Here is an 18,652-nt window from a genome sequence, read left to right as displayed (position 1 = left end):
GACCGCACCGACCCCCGGGCGCGGCGCGCTCCCCCACCTACCGTGGTCGAAGCGCTCCCGCCACGGCCGGTCCCCAGCGTCGGGGTGGCCCGCGGCGCGCACGTCACCCGTCGTCGCCACCAGAGGACAGCCATGTCACCGATCACCCGACGGCGCGCGCGGCGCCGCGCCTGGGCCGCGGGCCTCGCGGTCGCCACCGCGCTCACGGTCGCGGGCGTCACCGCCCCCGCGGCCGTCGCCGCACCCGACCCCGGCACGCCCGTCAAGGTCAACCAGGTCGCGTACGTGCCCGGCGTCGCGAAGGTCGCGACGCTCGTGAGCACGTCGACCACGCCCGTCGCGTGGACCCTGAAGGACGCGTCCGGGCGCACCGTCGCGCAGGGCACGTCGACCGTCAAGGGCGCCGACGCGTTGTCGGGCGACCGCACGCACCTCATCGACTTCTCGTCGTACGACACCGCCGGCACCGGCTACGTGCTGTCGGCGGGCGGCGCCAGCAGCCACCCGTTCGACATCTCGGCCGACCCGGTGAAGAAGCTGCGGTCCGACTCGCTCGCGTTCTTCTACCACCAGCGCTCGGGCATCGCGATCGAGGCGCAGTACGTCGGCAGCACGTACGCACGCGCCGCCGGGCACCTGGGCGTGGCGCCCAACCAGGGCGACACGAGCGTGCCGTGCCGGCAGTCGTGCGGGTACAGCCTGGACGTGCGCGGCGGCTGGTACGACGCGGGCGACCACGGCAAGTACGTCGTCAACGGCGGCATCGCGACGTGGCAGCTGCAGAACACGTACGAGCGCACGCTGCACGTCGCGGGTGCCGACCGCGCGACGCTGGGCGACGGCAAGGCCGCGATCCCGGAGCGCACCAACGGGGTCCCGGACGTGCTCGACGAGGCACGGTGGGAGGTCGAGTTCCTGCTGCGCATGCAGGTCCCCGCGGGCCGCACCGACGCCGGCATGGTGCACCACAAGATGCACGACGAGAACTGGACGGGCATCCCGACGATCCCGGCGCAGGACGCGCAGCGGCGCATCCTCGCGCCCGTCAGCACGGCGGCCACGCTCAACATGGCGGCCGTCGCGGCGCAGGCGTCGCGCCTGTGGGCGCCGTACGACGCGGCGTTCTCCGCGCGGGCGCTGTCCGCCGCGCGCACCGCGTACGCCGCGGCCAAGGCGAACCCGAACCGCATCGCGTCCGACGCCGACGGCACGGGCGGCGGCGCCTACGGCGACCCGTCGGTGACCGACGAGTTCTACTGGGCCGCCGCCGAGCTGTTCGCGACCACGGGCGAGGCCGCGTACCGCGCCGACGTCACGGGCTCGCCGTTCTACCGGGGCACGAGCTTCGCGGAGCGCGGCTACGACTGGGGCTGGACCGGCGGGCTGGGCGACACGACGCTCGCGCTCGTCCCGACCGACCTGCCCGCGGCCGACGTGGCCGCGACGCGCGCCGCGATCGTCTCGTTCGCCGACGCGACGCTGGGCCGGCTCGCGAACCAGGCGTACCCCGCGCCCAACAACGCGGGCACCGTGTACTACTGGGGCTCGAACGGCCAGGTCGTGAACAACGCGAACGCGCTGGCCCTCGCGTACGACTTCACGGGCCAGGCGAAGTACCGCACCGCGGTGTACGGCGCGCTGGACTACCTGCAGGGCCGCAACCCGCTCAACCAGTCGTACATCGCGGGCTACGGCGAGAACCCGGTGCGCAACGTGCACCACCGGTTCTGGGCGCACCAGGCCGACGCGTCGCTGCCCACGGCTCCCCCGGGGTCGCTCGCCGGCGGGCCCAACAGCGAGCTGCAGGACCCGCTCGCAGCCGCGCAGCTCGCGGGCTGCGCGCCGCAGAAGTGCTACGTCGACCACATCGAGGCGTACTCGGTGAACGAGGTGGCGATCAACTGGAACTCGGCGCTGGTGTGGCTGAGCACCTGGGCCGCCGAGCAGGCGGGCGGCACGACGCCCGAGCCGACGCCGACCCCGACGCCCACCGTCTCCCCCACGGCGACCCCCACCCCGACCCCCACGGTCACGCCGACGCCGACCGTGTCGCCGACCCCGACCCCCACCCCGACCCCGTCGGCGTCCTGCCAGGTCACCTACTCAGCGAGCTCGTGGGGCTCGGGCTTCACCGCGGCCGTGACCGTGACCAACACGGGCTCGACCCCGTGGACGTCGTGGCGGCTCGGGTTCACGTTCCCCGGCAACCAGCAGGTGACGCAGGGCTGGAGCGCGACCTGGAGCCAGACGGGCGCCACGGTCACCGCGACCAACGCGGCCTGGAACGGCGCGCTCGCACCGGGCGGGTCGACGAGCCTGGGCTTCAACGGCTCGTACAGCGGCACCAACGCCGCACCGACGGGCTTCACGGTCAACGGGGCGGCCTGCTCCTGAGGGACGACCCGGGGCGCTCCCCGGGGTGACGACGGCCGTCGGTCCTCCCGGACCGGCGGCCGTCGGCGTGCGCCGTGCGACCGCCCGACCCGTCAGCGCCGGTCGACGAGGTCCAGCTCGAGCCACGTCGCGAGGTCGGTCACCTCCTGCTCGACGTCGGCGCGCTCGGCGAGGTCCCAGAGCTTCTCGCGGCCCTCGGTGCCGGCCACGGCCACGTCCCCGCGCGCGACGAGGACGTCGAGCAGCATGCGGACGTTGCGGCCGTCGTTCCACCCGCTGGACCGCCGCGGGCGCGCGCACGTGTCGGGGATCGCGGCGGCGGGCAGCGGCCCGTCGGCGCGCAGCACGTCCAGCACGTCGTCACGGGCGGCGGAGTTGTCGGCGAGCCACTCGCGGACGCCGGGGCGCGCGGTGACGTCCCAGGCCGCCATCTCGGCACGGAACAGCGCGACGTCCTCGGCGGGGCGCAGGAACCCGCGCAGGTGCACGAGGCGCTGCCTGTCGACGAGGTCCTGCAGCTCGCGCGGGTCGTAGCCGACGCCGATGCGGCTCCACAGCACGACGTCGGCGCTCGGCGCGACCGCGCTCGTCGGGTCCGGCTGGAGCACCGCGAGGTGCCGCACGACGTCGAGCACGTCGGTGGGCCGTGGCGCGGTGAGCAGCTGCGCGCGGACCGCGACGCGACGGGCGTCGGCGGGCGTGAGGCGGTGCGCGCGCGTCATGCGGCCACGCTAGGCCGGTGGTGCGGTCCCGTCACGGGCGCGCGGGTGCCTCGCCGACGCCCAGGCGCCGCCGACGGCCAGGCGGTGCGGACGGCGTGGCGGCCGTGACCGGGCCGACCGGCTACACCGGCGCACCGCGCAGCACCGCCGCGGCGACGAGCACCAGGGCGAGCAGCGCGGCGCAGGCGACGGCGACGGTCACCGCCCGCGACCGCGTGCTGCGGCGTGCGAGCAGCACGGCCACGACGACCCCCGCGACGAGCACCCCGGACCACACGCGTGCCACGCCGACCCGCTCCGGCGAGCACCCGGGGGGTGCCGGGTAGATCGCGGCGCACACGCCCTGCACCGGGGTCGCCCAGTGCAGCGCGAACCACGCCCAGCCGCCGAGCAGCAGGACGCCGACCGCGGCGACCAGGGTGGCGGCGCCCGGCCGGCGTGCCGCGGCACCGGGCGCCTCGGACGGGGGTCGCGTCGTCGCCATGCGGACGAGCATGCCGCACCACGTCGCGCCGCGGGCGCGGTTCGGCGTCAGACGGCGGACGGGGCCCGGCGTCGCGCGCGCAGGCCGACGCCCGCGCCGATCCCCAGAGCACCGGCCGCGACGGTCGGCCAGAACGCGTGCGCCGGCGTGCCCGCGAGCGCCCCGGCGGCGGCCGCACCGGCCGAGACCCCCAGCACGAGCGACGTCGCCAGCAGCGCCATGGTCGACGCGACGCGCCCGGCGGGTGCGACCTGCTCGGCGCGCGCGTACCCGCTGACCAGGAGCGTGCCGGCACCGACGCCGAGCACGACCGCGCAGGCCGCGGCGACCCACGGGCCGGGGACGGTCGTGAGGCCGAGCGCGCCGGTGAGCAGCGCGGCACCACCGGCGACGACGCGCGCGGCGACGCTCGCCCCCCGGAGCCGGGACACCACGACGCTCGCGATCGCGCTGCCGACACCGGAGCACGCGTAGATCAGCCCGGTGAGCTCCTCGGTGCCGCGGGCGGCGTTGACCGCGGTGAGACCGGTCTGCGTCGAGCCGAACGCGATGCCGACGCTGCCGGCGACGAGCATCGGCAGCACGAGCGCGGCCATCGGCAGCCGCGCGGGTCGGTCGGTCACGACGCGGGTGGCGTGCCGCGGCCACGCGTGCCGCTCGGTGCGCAGGAACGCCGCGAAGGCGCCCTGCCCGACGACGGCCGCCGCGACGAGGACCCACAGCGCGGTCACGGGCCCGAGCAGCGCGACGAGCAGCCCGGCGGCGACGGGCCCGACGACGAACCCGATCTCGTCGGCCGCGACCTCGTAGCCCATCGCGCGGCCCAGCACCCGCTCCTGCCCGCTGCGGCGCGCCACGAGCGACCACCGCGAGCGGGCGACGGACCCGACCTGCGGGTTCGCCGCACCGACGACCCCCGCGCACGCCAGCAGCGTCCACGTCGACCCGGTGGTCGCCGCGAGCACCCCGAGGAGCGCACCGACCTGCACGAGCGTGGCGACGACGACGACGGGCAGCGGCCCCCAGCGGTCGACGGCCCGCCCGACGACCGGCGCCCCGATCGCGGTGCCGACGCCGACGACCGCGACGGTGACACCACCGAGGCCGACGCCGAGGCCGGACGATGCGACGATCATCAGCAGGCCGAGCTGGATCATCGAGGCCGGCAGCCGGCCGACCAGCGCCGTGACGAGGAACGGCAGCCCACCGACGGCGATCAGCGAGGGCTGCGGCGCGGGGCCGGGCGTGCGGGTGGGCGCGCTCGAGGGCGCGACGATCTGGGACGACAAGGCGATCTCCGGGGACGTCGGGGTCCCGTGCGCCCCACCCCACACACGGAGAACTGCCCCTGATCAGCCTCCAGGATACGACGAGTCGGTCGACTACACGAGGCCGACCTCGTCGTGGTCAGCCAGCACTTTGGGTCGGATCGGGCGGTTCTCGCCGGCGCGTAGCCCATCACCCAACCGGTTTGGACCGGGGCGCCGAAGGTGCCGCTGTTTGGGGCCGTAACGGGACCGCAACCAGCAATTTGGCCCACAAGCCCCTCGCCTTGCGCGCGACGAGTCTGCTGCGCAGGGTCCGACACTCTAAGTGCACTGGCCCGGCCATGTCTTGCGCAGGACAGCACAAGGCCAGCGAGCCTCGCGCGTGCGTCTCGGGTCCTCGCACCGCGGCCCGCGGGCCTGGCTGGCCTGCCGTCACTTGAAGGTTGACCACGTAGACGGGCACTCGCAGCACCCTGGGGCACCAGCAACCACGCCGTCCTCACTGAAGGCAAGCCCGTACCGCGCGGCGACCCAGCGTGCTCCGAGGGCGCGCAGCCATCGGCGTCGATGAGCACGTCGGGCGCCGCACCCGCCGCGGCCACAAGCTAGCCACCGCCATCGTTGACGTCACCCCGATCGACTACAGGACCCGTCCCTCACGATCGAAGCGGACGCCCAGGACGTGGCTCGCCGGGCGGCCAGGGGTCTGTCACCTGGACGACAACGTCGGTCCCGCCCACCCCCGCCACGCGACGGAGTCAGACCGGAGCTGGTGTGTCCGTCGCCCTCCCGGGAGAACGGCCAGTCCGATGCCTAAGGAGACCCCTCACCCGCAGCAAGAACTAGGTCATCGCGGAGCCGTCGCAGTTCTGCCTCGTTGCCGCGTATGAACTCGAGCTCAACCGCCGCCCTGACCTCCTTGACGCGAGACTCGTAGTCGACCGAAGCCCTACACCTGGCGTCCGCAGAGAAAAGCGTCGTCTCAGAGTCCTTCAGCACCCGCAGTTCAACCGCGTCGAGCGGTGCATCAGCAGCCGCGAACTCGTACTGATCCCACAGTGCGGCCTGAACCTCGTTGGGACGCTGGTAGGCACCGTGCCCGTCCCGGGCCATGCAATTCGACCACGCGACGTTGATCTCACTGAACCGGGGGTCGAGCCGGTCCGAGCCAAAGTAGACGTTCGCCTGCTCGGACATCAACTCCATCGCCTCGGCCAGCGCGGCGTATTCCGGGCCCCCGAGCACTTGGTTGGTGATGGCCTCTTCATCACCTCCGGTCTCCGCCATCGCCTCGGCGTGGCAGCCTCCGTCACCAGAAGGACCCCAGTACGCCGTAGAGTACTCAATTTGCCCAGCGCGCGCCAAACCGTCATAGTAGACGTCATTTTCACCCCGAGGAGCATCGGGGTCGAAGTTCTGCCAGATCCCGTAGTCTTCTATGTTGCTCGTTTCAGTGAGGGTGGTTGCCAATTGGTCGGGCACTTCCGGCCAGTACTCAAAGCCAGCATCGGACATGCAACGAGCGATCAGATCTTCCGACGCAGCCCGAAGTTCAGCGTTTTCACTCGGGGTGACACTCATAACGAGCACGCCATCAAAAAACTGATGAAACGGTGATTCAGCGGAGTCGGGTGCGGGCGTGAACATCGGCGCGTCCGGGGCGGCAGCGCATCCAACGAGCACCACCCCGGCCGCCATTACCGTCGCCATCTCTGCGATGAACAGGCGGAAGCGTGAGGCCGCGAGTCCGGCCCGACTAGGCACGCCGTTGGACGTGCGGCCTGCCAGCCGGGCCGGAGACATCATGCGTAGCAGCTTCCGTTCTGATTGGAGATGATGGGCAAGCCGCCATTCTGGCCGTTCCGCTCCACGCGGTACTTGAACCCGTAGCCGCCTCGGCCTGCCGAGTAGAATCCATTCCAGTTGGTCCACGACTCATCCTTGTAATTTCCGAGGATCGTGTCGTACCAGGGCGCGCTCCTGTACTGGTTCTGGCCAGTACAGCCCTGAGGGGGAGGCGGCGGTGCAGCGCTGCTGGAGTTCGCCATGCCCACCAGCAGCGTGGAACTCACGGCCGCGACGGCGACGGCGCGGATAATCCTCTTCATGGTCTACCTCTCCAAGAATCGACGTTTGGACGCCACGGACGGTAGCAGTCGTGCGTCGTCATGACAATAGAGAACTTGCCACTTGACATGAGCCTCCCCGAACGGTATACCGGTCCTCCAGATCCGAAGTGCGGCGGACGAAGCCGCCAGCCTCGAGCCCGCTACTGACGATCCAGCCGTCAGCTTGCGGAGGCCCTGGGCCGAACTGGGAAGATGTTCGAGTCGATCATTCTTGGCCTCGCCGCGCCCGTTGCTGGCTCCGTGCTGCTCTAAGCAGCCAAGACCGTCATAAACCCGCTTCTTCAGTCTCCGGCCGAGCGTATTCAGCTCGATAAGGGCGGCTGGGGCGTTGGTTGCCACTCATCCGATCAGGTCGTTCGGGAACTGCTTACTGCAGTCGCGGACGGTTTCTCCGTAGGCGACGAGCACACGTCAGTCGATGCCAAAGGCAACTGCGCCCCGATCGTCATCCTCGTTCTATAACAGTGCTGTCGTGCACTGGCGATGCCAGTCGGTGACCAGGTCGTGGTGGGTATGAAGGGTCCGTCGGCTCGAAAGGGCGGGTCATTCTTTCAGCCTCGGTGCCCGTGTAGGTTCTGCTGGACCAGGCGCCCGAGGCGGTCCGGCGCGTCGCAACCCAGACGCGCGACACGAAACGGGCCATCACCGCCGCTGCCTCAAACGAATCCTCGGCCACGACAGCCTTGAAGCAGACGAACCCGTCGAAAACCACGATCTGCAGGCAATCGTTCTCCGGCATGGCCATCCGTTCCCCGGAAGCAGACTCCTCACAACTGCGGCACTTGCATTGTCGCGGTGTCAGTACTCGACGAAGTGGCCGAACGACTCAGTGACAGCCAAGTGGGACGTCACCTTGTTCGAGCACGAAAGTAGAAACCATCAATCCGGTCTAGTGGACGAGTTCCGGGTCCGAGGGGTGGTCGAGCCTCGCCTCGGCGATCAGCTCGTCGCCGTCCGGGCGCGGGCAGGTATGGAAGTCGTGCTCGGCGAACGGGCGCCGCGCAGGTCCGCTCAGCAGCTGTCCGTAGACGATGATGAAGCCCCCGCACGTCGACCGACCGGCTCGTAGACGCGCCCGTCGGTGACGAACCGGATCTCGGTGCTCACCTCGTGATGGAAGGCCATGGCGCGAGAGTAGGTCCTCTCAGCGCGGGCGGGGTCCCTGATGCCGGCGTGCGGGGCGATGAGCAGTTCGGCGAGCCGCTCGCGGGCCGCGGAGGTCATCTTCACGGCGACGACGAACCTCTCGCGCCGGGGGGTGGCGGGACATGCAGGAACCCCCGGCCGGATGTGCTCCGACCGGGGGTCCTGTCTCTGTGCGCGAGGCGGGATTTGAACCCGCACGCCCTTTCGGACACTGGCACCTGAAGCCAGCGCGTCTGCCGTTCCGCCACTCGCGCGCGCTGGAGAACGCTAGCACGCAGCAGCCCCCACCGACGAACCGGCCCCGGGCCCGCCACCTCGCGCGCGCCCACGCACTCCAGTTCTCTCGCGCGCGCACGCGAGAGAACTGGACACGGAGGGACCCATCGGGCACGCAAGTGGGCACATATGCGACCAGTCACCCGGTGCGTCGCGCCGACACGCGGCGGCGCGACCAGGCGCCCCGCAGCCCGGGCACCCGTCCGGCGCCCTGCACGGATACCATCGACGCGGACCGTCGTGGCTTCGCGCCCGCCGGGCCACGGAGCACGCTGCACGGGCCGCCCGGTCCGCGCACGGCGGGGAGGGAGGTGGACGTGGGGTTCCTCGACAAGTTCGAGAACGGCGTCGAGCGCGTCGTCAACAACGCGTTCGCGCGCGCCTTCCGCAGCGAGGTCAAGCCCATCGAGCTGGCCGACGCCCTGCGCCGCGAGCTCGACGACCGCGCCGCCGTGGTCGGCCGCGACCGCACCGTGGTGCCGAACGAGTTCACGATCGAGCTCTCCACCGCCGACTACGACCAGGTCGAGGCGTGGGGTGCGGAGGCCCTGGCCGAGGAGCTCGCCGCCAACGTCACCGACCACGCGGCGAGCCAGCACTACGCGTTCGTCGGCCCCGTGACGGTGTCGTTCAGCGAGGACACCGAGCAGGACGCCGGACGGTTCGCCGTCCACAGCGCGACCGTGCGCGGCGCCGTGGCCCCCGCGACGTCGGCGGCCCCCAGCCCGCGGCACCCGCTCATCGACATCGACGGCCAGCGGTACATCCTCACGGGCCCCGTCACGGTCATCGGCCGTGGCTCGGAGGCCGACATCATCGTCGACGACCCCGGCGTCTCGCGCCGTCACCTGGAGATCCGGGTGACGCCGGACGGCGTGGTCGCGAGCGACCTCGGCTCGACCAACGGCGTGTTCGTCGAGGGGCACCAGGTGCCCGCCGCGACGCTGCTCGACGGCAACACCCTGACCATCGGCCGCACCCGGATCCTGTTCTGGACCGGCGGCGACGGCGACGTGGACGAGTGATGCCCCCGCATGAGTGAGCTGACCGTCACCCTGCTGCGGCTGGGCTACCTCGCGCTGATCTGGCTGCTCGTGCTGTCCGCGATCACCGTGCTGCGCCGCGACCTGTACGGCACGCGCATCATCGACCGCCGCCGCCCGGCCCCCAAGCCGGCACCCGCCGCCGAGGCCCCCGCCCCGGTCGGCGAGTCGCCCCGCGCACCGCGGCGCTCCCGCAGCGGCGGCGGCCCGACGCGGCTCGTCGTCACCGAGGGCCCGCTGCGCGGCACGACGCTCCCGCTCGGCTCGTCGGCCGTCGTCATCGGCCGCGCCCCCAGCTGCACGCTCGTGCTCGACGACGACTACTCGTCGTCCCGCCACGCGCGGATCTTCCCGCAGGGCGACCAGTGGTTCGTCGAGGACCTCGGGTCAACCAACGGCACGTTCGTCGGCGAGCAGAAGGTCGAGCAGCCCACGCCCGTCCCCACCGGTACCGCGGTGCGGATCGGCCAGAGCCTGCTCGAGCTCCAGAGGTAGCCGCGTGACGGTCGCCCTCCGCTACGCCGCGCGCTCCGACGTCGGCCTCGTCCGGTCGGACAACCAGGACTCCGCCTACGCCGGACCCCACCTGCTGGTGGTCGCCGACGGCATGGGGGGGCACGCGGGCGGTGACGTCGCGTCGTCCGTCGCGGTCGCGGCGCTCGCTCCGCTCGACGGCGAGTCGCACGGGCCCGACGACGCGCTCGACCAGCTCGAGACCGCCCTCGACGACGCCCGGTCGGAGATCATCGCGCGCAGCGACGCCGAGCCCGACCTCGCGGGCATGGGCACGACCGTCACCGCGATCCTGCGTGCGGGCAACAAGCTCGCGATGGTGCACCTGGGCGACTCGCGCGGGTACCTGTTCCGCGACGGCACGCTCACGCAGGTCACCACCGACCACACGTTCGTGCAGCACCTCGTCGACACCGGACGCATCACGCCCGAGGAGGCCGAGCACCACCCGCAGCGCTCGGTCGTCATGCGCGTGCTGGGCGACTTCGACGCCGACGTCACCGCCGACCTGTCGGTGCGCGAGGCCCGCCCGGGCGACCGGTGGCTGCTGTGCTCCGACGGCCTGTCCGGCTACGTCTCGGCCGAGACCATCGCCGAGACGCTCGCGGACGTCCCCGACCTCGACGCGTGCGCCGACCGCCTCGTGCAGCTCGCGCTGCGCGCCGGCGGCCCCGACAACGTGACCGTGGTGCTCGCGGACGTCGTCGAGCTCGACGACCTGCCCGACGGCGCGATGCCGTCGACCGCGAGCGCGGTCGTCGGTGCCGCGGCCGTGAGCCGCAACCGACCGTCAGCCGCCGCGGACGGGCCCGCGGCGCGCGCGGCACGGCTGTCCCGCAGCGCCCGGTCGGCGCCCGCCGACGACGGCACGGACGGCGACGACGGCCCGGCCCTGCCCGCCACGGTCGAGGCCGCTCCCGAGGACGACGACGAGCCGCTCGCACCGCCGCCGCGCCGCCGCGGCCTGGTCGTCGCGTGGGTCGTCGCGGGTCTCGCGCTCGTCGCAGCCCTCGTCGGCGGGTACGCGTGGACGCAGACGCAGTACTTCGTCGCCGAGTCGCAGGGCGCGGTCGCGGTCTACCGCGGGATCCCGCAGAGCATCGGGCCGGTCGACCTGGCCGAGCTCGTCGAGGCCTCGGACGTGCAGGTCGAGGACCTGCCTGCCTACCTGCGCGAGCGCGTCGAGCAGACGATCTCCGCGGGATCGCTCGACGAGGCGCGCCGCCTCGTCGCGATGCTCGCCGACGACACCGAGCCCACGCCCACGCCGGTCCCCACGCCCACGTTGTCGTCGACGCCCGGCGCGACGCTCGACCCGATGCCGACCGAGCCGGTCGTGCCGCCGCCCGCCGACCCGGAGCCGGCCGCCGGCGACGCGGCCGCGGGCGACGCGACCGCGGCGGCCCCGGCGACGGGCCCCGGACCGGCCGCCGCGGCGCTGTGATGGCCAGCGTCCAGCCCCACCGGGTCCGTCCCGGTCGCGGGACCGAGCTGCTCCTGCTCGTCCCCGCTCTGGTCATCGGCATCGCCGGCTACGTGCTGGCCGGTCTCGGCGCGACCGGCTCCGTGCCGCCGCACGCCATGACGTACGCGGTCGGGACGACCGTGCTCGCGTTCGCCGTGCACGTCGTGCTGCGCATCCGCGCGCCCTACGCCGACCCCGTGATCCTGCCCGTGGTGGTCGCCCTCAACGGCATCGGCCTGGCGATGATCTACCGCATCTCGATCGCCTACGCGGCACGCGGGCGCGCCGACGCGAACATCGCCGACCGGCAGCTCGCCTGGACCGCCGTCTCCGTGGTGCTCGCGATCGTCGTGCTGCTGGTGCTGCGCGACCACCGCACGCTGCGCCGCTACACGTACACGGCCATGGTCGTCGGTCTCGTGCTCATCCTGCTGCCGCTCGTGCCCGGTCTCGGCCAGACCATCAACGGCGCGCGCATCTGGGTGCGCGTCGGGCCCGTCGGCATGCAGCCCGCCGAGTTCGCGAAGATCGCCCTCGCGGTGTTCTTCGCCGGGTACCTCGTGACGCACCGCGACACGCTCGCGCTGGCCGGCAAGCGGGTCCTGGGCCTGCAGCTGCCGCGTGCGCGGGACCTCGGGCCGATCCTCGTGGTCTGGGCGGCCTCGCTCGCGGTGCTCGTGCTGCAGCGTGACCTCGGGACGTCGCTGCTGTTCTTCGGCCTGTTCGTCGCGGTGCTGTACCTCGCGACCGAGCGCACGTCGTGGATCGTCATCGGCCTCACGCTGTTCGCCGGCGGCGCGGCCGTCGCGGCCGCCACGTTCAGCCACGTCGCGGCGCGCTTCGACGTCTGGCTGCACGCGCTCGACAACGACGTGTTCAGCCGCCAGTACGGCGGCTCCGGCCAGCTCGTGTACGGCCTGTTCGGCATGGCCAACGGCGGGCTGTTCGGCACCGGCCTGGGCCAGGGACGGCCCGACCTCGTGCCGTTCGCGTACTCCGACTTCATCGTCGCGGCGCTCGGCGAGGAGCTCGGGCTCACCGGGCTCGTGGCGATCCTCCTGCTGTACACCGTGCTCGTCGAGCGCGGCCTGCGCATCGCGATCGGCGTCCGCGACGGCTTCGGCAAGCTCCTCGCGGGCGGCCTGTCGTTCGTCGTCGCGGTGCAGCTCTTCGTCGTCGTCGGCGGCGTGACCCGCCTGATCCCGCTGACGGGCCTCACCACGCCGTTCCTCGCCTACGGCGGCTCGTCGCTCGTGGCCAACTGGATGATCGCGGCGCTGCTGCTGCGCATCTCCGACGAGGCACGACGCCCCGTCCCCGCGGTGCGGACGATCGCGACGCCCGACGTGGGCGTGCCGCTCCCGCCGATCGGCGACGCACGCCCGGTGGGCGGTCGGCGCAGCACGGGGCGCACCGGGACGCCCGCCTGCGGGACGCCCGCCGCACCGACCGGCACCGCCCCGGTGCGCACGTCCGGACCGGGGCGCACCGCCGACGCCCACGAGGGCCCCGACCCCGACGACAACCCGACCGAGCGACTGGGAGGTGACCTGCGGTGAACACCCCGCTGCGCCGCCTCGCGACCCTCACGCTCGTCATGTTCGTGGCGCTCATGGGCGCCGCCACCTGGGTGCAGTTCTTCCAGGCGGAGTCGCTGAACACCGACAACCGCAACGTGCGCGGGCTGTACCGCGAGCACGGCAACGCGCGCGGCCCGATCGTGGCCGGCGGCGTCGCGATCGCGTCCTCGGTGCCCGTCGACGACCCGTTCGGCTACCAGCGCACCTACGCCGACGGCGACCTGTACTCGGCGGTGACGGGCTTCTACTCGATCGCGAACGGCCGCACCCAGCTCGAGGAGGCCGAGAACCCGCAGCTCACCGGTCGGTCCGACCAGCTGTTCTTCAGCCGCATCCGCGACCTGCTGACGGGCCGCCGTCCCGAGGGCGCCGCGGTCGAGACGACGATCCTGCCCGCCGCGCAGCAGGCCGCGCGAGCCGCGCTCGGCGACCAGGACGGCGCCGTCGTCGCGATCGAGCCGACCACCGGCCGGATCCTCGCGCTCGTCTCGACCCCCGGGTTCGACCCCAACGCGCTGGCCGTGCACTCCACGAGCGAGGCGGCCGCCGCGTACCGCGCGCTCGAGGGCGAGCCCGGCAACCCGCTGCGGTCGAACGCGACCCAGGAGCGCTACGCGCCCGGCTCGACGTTCAAGCTGGTCACGGCGGCGGCCGCGCTCGAGTCGGGCTCCTACACGGCGGACACGCCCGTGCCGTCCCCGGTCGAGTACACGCCGCCGCAGACGTCGCGGCCCATCACGAACTTCGGCGGCGGCAGCTGCGGGGGCGACCAGGTCTCGCTCGCGGACGCGCTGCGGATCTCGTGCAACACGGCGTTCGCCGAGCTCGGCGTGACGCTCGGCGAGGACGCGCTGCGCGAGCAGTCGGCGCGCTTCGGCTTCGACGACCCCGACCTGGAGGTGCCGCTGCGGGTCACGCGCTCGGTGTTCCCTACCGACCTCGACCCGCCGGCCCTCGCGCAGACGGCCATCGGGCAGCGCGACGTGCAGGCGTCGCCGCTGCAGATGGCGATGGTCGCGTCGGCCATCGCCAACGACGGGCGGCTCATGAAGCCGTACCTCGTCGACACCGTGCGCTCGGCCGACCTCACGGTCGTGTCGCAGAACGAGCCCGAGGAGTACTCCCAGGCGGTCTCCGCCGGGACCGCCGACCAGCTCACGCGGATGATGGTCGGCGTCGTCGACTCCGGCACGGGACGCGCCGCGCAGATCCCCGGCGTGCAGGTCGCCGGCAAGACCGGCACCGCGCAGACGCTCGAGGGCCAGCCGCCGCACGCGTGGTTCACGGCCTTCGCCCCCGCCGACGCGCCCCGCGTGGCCGTCGCGGTGATCGTCGAGAACGGCGGGTCGCTCGGCAACGAGGCGACCGGCGGCGGCGTGGCCGCGCCCGTCGCGAAGGCCGTCATCGAGGCGGTGCTGGGCTCATGAGGACCGCACCGGGTGTCGCGCTCGGCGGTGGCCGCTACCGGCTGCTGCGCCGCATCGCCGTCGGCGGCATGGGCGAGGTCTGGGAGGCGAACGACGACGCGCTCGCCCGCGCGGTCGCCGTCAAGGTGCTGCGCGCCGAGTTCGCCGGCGACGCCGGGTTCCTCGAGCGCTTCCGCACCGAGGCCCGCAACTCCGCGTCCCTGCACCACCCGCACATCGCGGCGCTGTTCGACTACGGCGAGCAGGACGGCTCGGCGTACCTCGTGATGGAGCTCGTCGTCGGCGAGCCGCTGTCCGACCTGCTCGAGCGCGAGCCCGTGCTGGCGCCCCAGCGCCTGCTGCCCGTGCTCGCGCAGACCGCCCGCGGGCTGCACGCCGCTCACCTCGCAGGCGTCGTGCACCGCGACGTCAAGCCCGGGAACATCCTGCTCGCCCGCTCGGGCAAGGTGAAGATCACCGACTTCGGCGTCTCGCTGGCCTCCAACCAGAAGACCATGACCGCGACCGGCATGGTCATGGGCACGGCGCAGTACCTGTCCCCCGAGCAGGCCGTCGGACGCCCCGCCACACCCCTGTCCGACCTGTACTCGCTCGGCGTCGTCGCCTACGAGGCGCTGGCGGGCAAGCGTCCCTTCACGGGCCCGACCGCGGTCGACATCGCGGTCGCGCACGTCAACGACCCGGTGCCGCCGCTGCCCGCGGCCGTCGACCGCAAGCTCGCGGCGCTCGTGCTGCGGCTGCTGTCGAAGGAGCCGTCCGAGCGACCCGCGTCGGGCGAGGAGCTCGCGGCGCTGCTCGACCAGCTCGTGCCCCGGACGCCGCCCTCGGGCGTCGCCGTGCTGGTCAGCAAGCCGACGCGCGCCCGCGACGAGCACCGCACGAGCGCACGGTCGTCCTCCGCGGCCCCCGAGCGCACGCACCCCGGCGGCGCGTCGGCGGCGCCGCCGTCCTACGCACCGTCCCGCCGGGACCGCGGCGCACGCGCCGCCGCTCCCGACGACCGGCGGCGACGCAGCCGGCACGAGGCTCCCGCCGCCCGTCCGCTCGACGGCGTGCTCGCGTGGGTGCGCCGCCTGCGCCTGCCGCTGGTCGTGCTCGTCCTCGTGCTGGTGGCGCTGCTCGGCGCGGCGCTGGCCGACCGGCTGCTCGGCGCCGCGCCCGCCGAGCCCGCCTGGTCCACGACGACGGACCAGTACCCTCGTGGCGGCGGACCGGGTGGGATGATCGCCGCAGTGCAGCAGGGGGGCGGCGCGGCCGGCCCGGCAGACGGGACTCGGGCAGCGGCCCACGACCCGCGATCGACGGAAGTGAAGGACGCCTAGTGGTGGACGACGGATCCCGCATCCTTGCCGGCCGGTACGAGGTCGGTGAGCTCATCGGCCGCGGCGGCATGGCCGAGGTGCACATCGGGCACGACAACCGCCTGGGACGCACGGTCGCGATCAAGATCCTGCGCTCCGACCTCGCACGCGACCCGTCGTTCCAGAACCGCTTCCGGCGGGAGGCGCAGTCGGCGGCCGCGCTCAACCACCCGGCGATCGTCGCGGTGTACGACACCGGCGAGGACGTCTTCACCGAGCCCACCGGCACGGTCGCGCACGTCCCGTTCATCGTCATGGAGTACGTCGAGGGGCACACGGTCCGCGACATCCTGCGCGACGGCCACGCCGTGCCCATCGACGAGGCCGTCGAGATCACGGCGGGCGTGCTGTCGGCGCTCGAGTACTCGCACCACGCGGGCATCGTGCACCGCGACATCAAGCCCGCGAACGTCATGATCACGCCCACCGGTGCCGTCAAGGTCATGGACTTCGGCATCGCCCGCGCCGTCGCGGACTCCGCGGCGACCATGACGCAGACGCAGGCCGTGATCGGCACCGCGCAGTACCTCTCGCCCGAGCAGGCGCGCGGCGAGCAGGTCGACGCGCGCTCCGACCTGTACTCGACCGGGTGCCTGCTGTTCGAGCTGCTCACCGGGCGGCCGCCGTTCGTCGGCGACTCGCCCGTGGCCGTCGCCTACCAGCACGTGCGGGAGAACCCGCCCGTGCCGAGCTCGATCGCGAGCGACGTCCCCGAGGCGCTCGACCGCATCACGCTCAAGGCCCTCGCGAAGGAGCGCGACGCGCGCTACTCGTCGGCCGCGGAGTTCCGTGCGGACCTCGACGCGGTGCTGCGGGGCGGGCACGTCGGCGCACCCGCCGTCGGCGCCGCGATGGCCGCCGTCCCGGCGGCCGACGCCACGCAGGTCATGACGCCGCCGGTCGCGGCGACGCAGGCCATGCCGCCCGCCACCGGCGGCGCGCCCTGGGGGCCCACCGGCCTCGTGGCCACCCCGCAGGACCAGGACGGGCAGGAGGACGAGGAGAAGAAGCGTCCCTGGCTGATCTGGGTGCTGGCCGCGGTCGCGCTGCTCGCGGTCGGCGGGATCGTCTGGGCGATCATCGCCAACTCGTCGCCGCCCCCGGAGACCACGGTCGAGGTCCCCGACGTCGCCGGCATGTCGCAGGAGCAGGCGCTGCAGACGATCCGCGACGCCGACCTCACGCCGCAGCCGGCGCAGGAGGCCAGCGACCAGTACCCGTCCGGGCAGGCGACCCGCACGGACCCCGCGGCGAAGACGAAGGTCGACAAGGAGACGACGGTCACCGTCTACATCTCCACCGGACCGGCCGAGGTCACCGTGCCCGACGTGTCAGGGATGACCGAGGCGCAGGCCGTCGCCGAGATCGAGAAGGCCGGCCTGACCGTCGACCCCACCCGGCAGCGCGAGGACGTGCCGACGCAGCCGAAGGACCGTGTCACCAAGACCGACCCGGCGGCGGACACCCCCGTCTCGTCGGGTTCGGTCGTCGTGCTCTACCTCGCGTCGGGCAACGTGGTGGTCCCGAACGTCACCGGGCAGAACGCCGAGGTCGCGACCCAGACGCTCGGCGACCTGGGCCTGCGGGTCAACACCAGCGAGGTCGAGTCCGACCAGCCCGAGGGCACGGTCGTGCAGCAGTCCCGCGCGGAGGGCGACATCATCCCGCAGGGCACGGTCGTGAACCTGGGGATCGCCGTCCCGGCGTCGACCGCGACCGTCCCGAGCAACCTGCGCGGGATGACGTACGACGCCGCGGTGCAGGCGCTCAACGCCGCCGGGCTGACGAACGTCGCCCGGGAGGACGTCGCGTCCGACGAGCCCGAGGGGACCGTCGTGTCCTCCGACCCGAACGGCGGGACCGAGGTGGCGAAGGAGCAGCGCGTCACGCTCCGGGTCTCGCGCGGACCGCAGCAGGGCGGCGGTGGGGGCGGCAACCAGCCCACCCCCTCGCCGACGCCGACGGACTGACGCCGCACGCGCACGACGACGCCCCCCGACCGGAACGGGTCGGGGGGCGTCGTCCGTCGCTGCCTAGAGCCGCACGAGCGGGTGCAGCCCCGCGGACCGCTCGACCGCGTCGCCGGAGCCGCAGACCTGCAGCCAGTTCGCGAGCAGGCGGTGCCCGCCCTCGGTGAGCACGGACTCGGGGTGGAACTGCACGCCGTGCAGCGGCAGGTCGCGGTGCTGGAGCCCCATGACGATGCCGTTGGTGCGCGCGGTCACGACCAGCTCGTCGGAGAACGTGCCGTCCACGACCGCGAGCGAGTGGTAGCGCGTCGCGGTGAACGGCGACGGCAGACCCGCGAGGACGCCCTGCCCGTCGTGCTCGACGGGGCTGGTCTTGCCGTGCATGAGCTCGGGCGCGTGCGTGACCGTGCCGCCGAACACCTCGCCGAGCGCCTGGTGCCCCAGGCACACGCCGAGCATCGGGGTGCCCGACGTCGCGCAGTCGCGGATCACCTGGAGGCTCTGGCCGGCGTCGGACGGCGCGCCCGGCCCCGGGGAGACCAGCACCCCGTCGTACCCGGCGCGCTCGGCCGCCGGGGGCACCGCGTCGTTCCGCACGACCTCGGTGGTCGCCCCGAGCTGGTCGAGGTAGCCGACGATCGTGTAGACGAACGAGTCGTAGTTGTCGACGACGAGGATCCGCGTCATCCCTCACCCACCGTGGTCTCGTTGAAGGGCATGTACGGCGCGACGGCCGGGTAGACCCACAGGAAGCACGCGGCCAGCACGCCCGCCGCGAGCAGCAGGGCGATCAGCAGCCGCACGACGGTCGGTCCCGGCAGGTGCCGCCAGAGCCATCCGTACATCATGAGCCTCCCGTGGTGGTCCGCGGCCG

The 18,652-nt window shown here is 73.2% G+C and carries 16 protein-coding genes and 1 tRNA gene; 8 read left to right on the top strand and 9 right to left on the bottom strand.

Going from position 1 to position 18,652, the window contains the following annotated elements; genetic code table 11:
* Positions 1-132 precede the first annotated feature (132 nt).
* Positions 133-2,394 (top strand): glycoside hydrolase family 9 protein, encoded by a 2,262-nt coding sequence (locus tag E4A51_RS10020; protein WP_134851640.1) that lies wholly within the window; start codon positions 133-135, stop codon positions 2,392-2,394.
* Positions 2,395-2,486: 92 nt separating this feature from the next.
* Here the strand turns inward: E4A51_RS10020 and E4A51_RS10015 are convergent, their stop codons facing one another.
* From E4A51_RS10015 to E4A51_RS09985, 7 genes are all read right to left on the bottom strand, one after another.
* The gene (locus E4A51_RS10015; RefSeq protein ID WP_134851639.1) at positions 2,487-3,116 is read right to left on the bottom strand and encodes a DNA glycosylase AlkZ-like family protein; all 630 of its coding nucleotides are present in this window, start codon (positions 3,114-3,116) and stop codon (positions 2,487-2,489) included.
* A 121-nt stretch (positions 3,117-3,237) separates the two neighbouring features.
* Complete coding sequence (locus tag E4A51_RS10010; RefSeq protein WP_134851638.1) at positions 3,238-3,600, bottom strand: hypothetical protein; 363 nt, start codon at positions 3,598-3,600, stop codon at positions 3,238-3,240.
* 47 nt (positions 3,601-3,647) lie between these two features.
* Positions 3,648-4,889: an MFS transporter gene (locus tag E4A51_RS10005; protein WP_134851637.1), complete on the bottom strand. Its 1,242-nt coding sequence runs from the start codon at positions 4,887-4,889 to the stop codon at positions 3,648-3,650.
* A 792-nt stretch (positions 4,890-5,681) separates the two neighbouring features.
* Positions 5,682-6,674 carry a hypothetical protein gene (locus tag E4A51_RS10000; RefSeq protein ID WP_134851636.1) on the bottom strand — a complete coding sequence of 331 codons (993 nt, stop codon included), beginning with the start codon at positions 6,672-6,674 and terminating at the stop codon, positions 5,682-5,684.
* Positions 6,671-6,976 carry a hypothetical protein gene (locus tag E4A51_RS09995; protein ID WP_134851635.1) on the bottom strand — a complete coding sequence of 102 codons (306 nt, stop codon included), beginning with the start codon at positions 6,974-6,976 and terminating at the stop codon, positions 6,671-6,673. The genes E4A51_RS10000 and E4A51_RS09995 overlap by 4 nt, the downstream gene beginning before the upstream one ends.
* 1,032 nt (positions 6,977-8,008) lie before the next feature.
* Entirely contained in the window at positions 8,009-8,227 is a 219-nt protein-coding gene (locus E4A51_RS09990) for a hypothetical protein (RefSeq protein WP_134851634.1), read from the bottom strand.
* An 87-nt stretch (positions 8,228-8,314) separates the two neighbouring features.
* Positions 8,315-8,397: transfer RNA gene (locus tag E4A51_RS09985), tRNA-Leu, on the bottom strand.
* 339 nt (positions 8,398-8,736) lie between these two features.
* Here E4A51_RS09985 and E4A51_RS18355 point away from each other — a divergent pair.
* Genes E4A51_RS18355 through pknB form a run of 7 tightly spaced genes read left to right on the top strand, consistent with a single transcriptional unit; the run spans position 8,737 to position 17,778 of the window.
* Positions 8,737-9,444, top strand: coding sequence for a DUF3662 and FHA domain-containing protein (locus tag E4A51_RS18355; RefSeq protein WP_046529701.1), 708 nt, complete (start codon positions 8,737-8,739; stop codon positions 9,442-9,444).
* A gap of 9 nt (positions 9,445-9,453) precedes the next feature.
* Positions 9,454-9,957: an FHA domain-containing protein gene (locus E4A51_RS09975; RefSeq protein WP_070319220.1), complete on the top strand. Its 504-nt coding sequence runs from the start codon at positions 9,454-9,456 to the stop codon at positions 9,955-9,957.
* Between the two features lie 4 nt (positions 9,958-9,961).
* Positions 9,962-11,419, top strand: a complete 1,458-nt coding sequence (locus E4A51_RS09970; protein WP_134851633.1) for a Stp1/IreP family PP2C-type Ser/Thr phosphatase — start codon at positions 9,962-9,964, stop codon at positions 11,417-11,419.
* Positions 11,419-12,999 (top strand): FtsW/RodA/SpoVE family cell cycle protein, encoded by a 1,581-nt coding sequence (locus tag E4A51_RS09965; RefSeq protein WP_134851632.1) that lies wholly within the window; start codon positions 11,419-11,421, stop codon positions 12,997-12,999. The genes E4A51_RS09970 and E4A51_RS09965 overlap by 1 nt, the downstream gene beginning before the upstream one ends.
* Positions 12,996-14,447, top strand: a complete 1,452-nt coding sequence (locus E4A51_RS09960; RefSeq protein ID WP_070320081.1) for a penicillin-binding protein 2 — start codon at positions 12,996-12,998, stop codon at positions 14,445-14,447. Before E4A51_RS09965 ends, E4A51_RS09960 begins: the two co-directional genes overlap by 4 nt.
* Entirely contained in the window at positions 14,444-15,769 is a 1,326-nt protein-coding gene (locus E4A51_RS09955; protein WP_134851631.1) for a serine/threonine-protein kinase, read from the top strand. The genes E4A51_RS09960 and E4A51_RS09955 overlap by 4 nt, the downstream gene beginning before the upstream one ends.
* Positions 15,769-17,778: a Stk1 family PASTA domain-containing Ser/Thr kinase gene (gene pknB, locus E4A51_RS09950; protein WP_134851630.1), complete on the top strand. Its 2,010-nt coding sequence runs from the start codon at positions 15,769-15,771 to the stop codon at positions 17,776-17,778. Before E4A51_RS09955 ends, pknB begins: the two co-directional genes overlap by 1 nt.
* 63 nt (positions 17,779-17,841) lie before the next feature.
* On the opposite strand, the gene E4A51_RS09945 is transcribed toward pknB, so the two are convergent.
* A complete protein-coding gene (locus E4A51_RS09945) occupies positions 17,842-18,465 on the bottom strand; it encodes an aminodeoxychorismate/anthranilate synthase component II (RefSeq protein ID WP_070320078.1) in 624 nt (207 codons plus the stop codon).
* Positions 18,462-18,626, bottom strand: a complete 165-nt coding sequence (locus tag E4A51_RS18350) for a hypothetical protein (protein WP_156442110.1) — start codon at positions 18,624-18,626, stop codon at positions 18,462-18,464. The genes E4A51_RS09945 and E4A51_RS18350 overlap by 4 nt, the downstream gene beginning before the upstream one ends.
* Between the last annotated feature and the right edge of the window lie 26 nt (positions 18,627-18,652).

The sequence above is a fragment of the Cellulomonas sp. HD19AZ1 genome, assembly GCF_004535805.1.
GTDB classification, from domain to species: domain Bacteria; phylum Actinomycetota; class Actinomycetes; order Actinomycetales; family Cellulomonadaceae; genus Cellulomonas; species Cellulomonas iranensis.
The sequence above is the reverse complement of the archived record's forward strand: the minus strand, read 5'-3'. Positions and strand labels throughout refer to the sequence as shown.

Coding starts and splice junctions, on each gene's coding strand:
- E4A51_RS10020 (WP_134851640.1), top strand. CDS start 133: ATGTCACCGATCACCCGACGGCGCGCGCGGCGCCGCGCCTGGGCCGCG.
- E4A51_RS10015 (WP_134851639.1), bottom strand. CDS start 3,116: ATGACGCGCGCGCACCGCCTCACGCCCGCCGACGCCCGTCGCGTCGCG.
- E4A51_RS10010 (WP_134851638.1), bottom strand. CDS start 3,600: ATGGCGACGACGCGACCCCCGTCCGAGGCGCCCGGTGCCGCGGCACGC.
- E4A51_RS10000 (WP_134851636.1), bottom strand. CDS start 6,674: ATGATGTCTCCGGCCCGGCTGGCAGGCCGCACGTCCAACGGCGTGCCT.
- E4A51_RS09995 (WP_134851635.1), bottom strand. CDS start 6,976: ATGAAGAGGATTATCCGCGCCGTCGCCGTCGCGGCCGTGAGTTCCACG.
- E4A51_RS09975 (WP_070319220.1), top strand. CDS start 9,454: ATGAGTGAGCTGACCGTCACCCTGCTGCGGCTGGGCTACCTCGCGCTG.
- E4A51_RS09965 (WP_134851632.1), top strand. CDS start 11,419: ATGGCCAGCGTCCAGCCCCACCGGGTCCGTCCCGGTCGCGGGACCGAG.
- E4A51_RS09955 (WP_134851631.1), top strand. CDS start 14,444: ATGAGGACCGCACCGGGTGTCGCGCTCGGCGGTGGCCGCTACCGGCTG.
- E4A51_RS09945 (WP_070320078.1), bottom strand. CDS start 18,465: ATGACGCGGATCCTCGTCGTCGACAACTACGACTCGTTCGTCTACACG.
- E4A51_RS18350 (WP_156442110.1), bottom strand. CDS start 18,626: ATGATGTACGGATGGCTCTGGCGGCACCTGCCGGGACCGACCGTCGTG.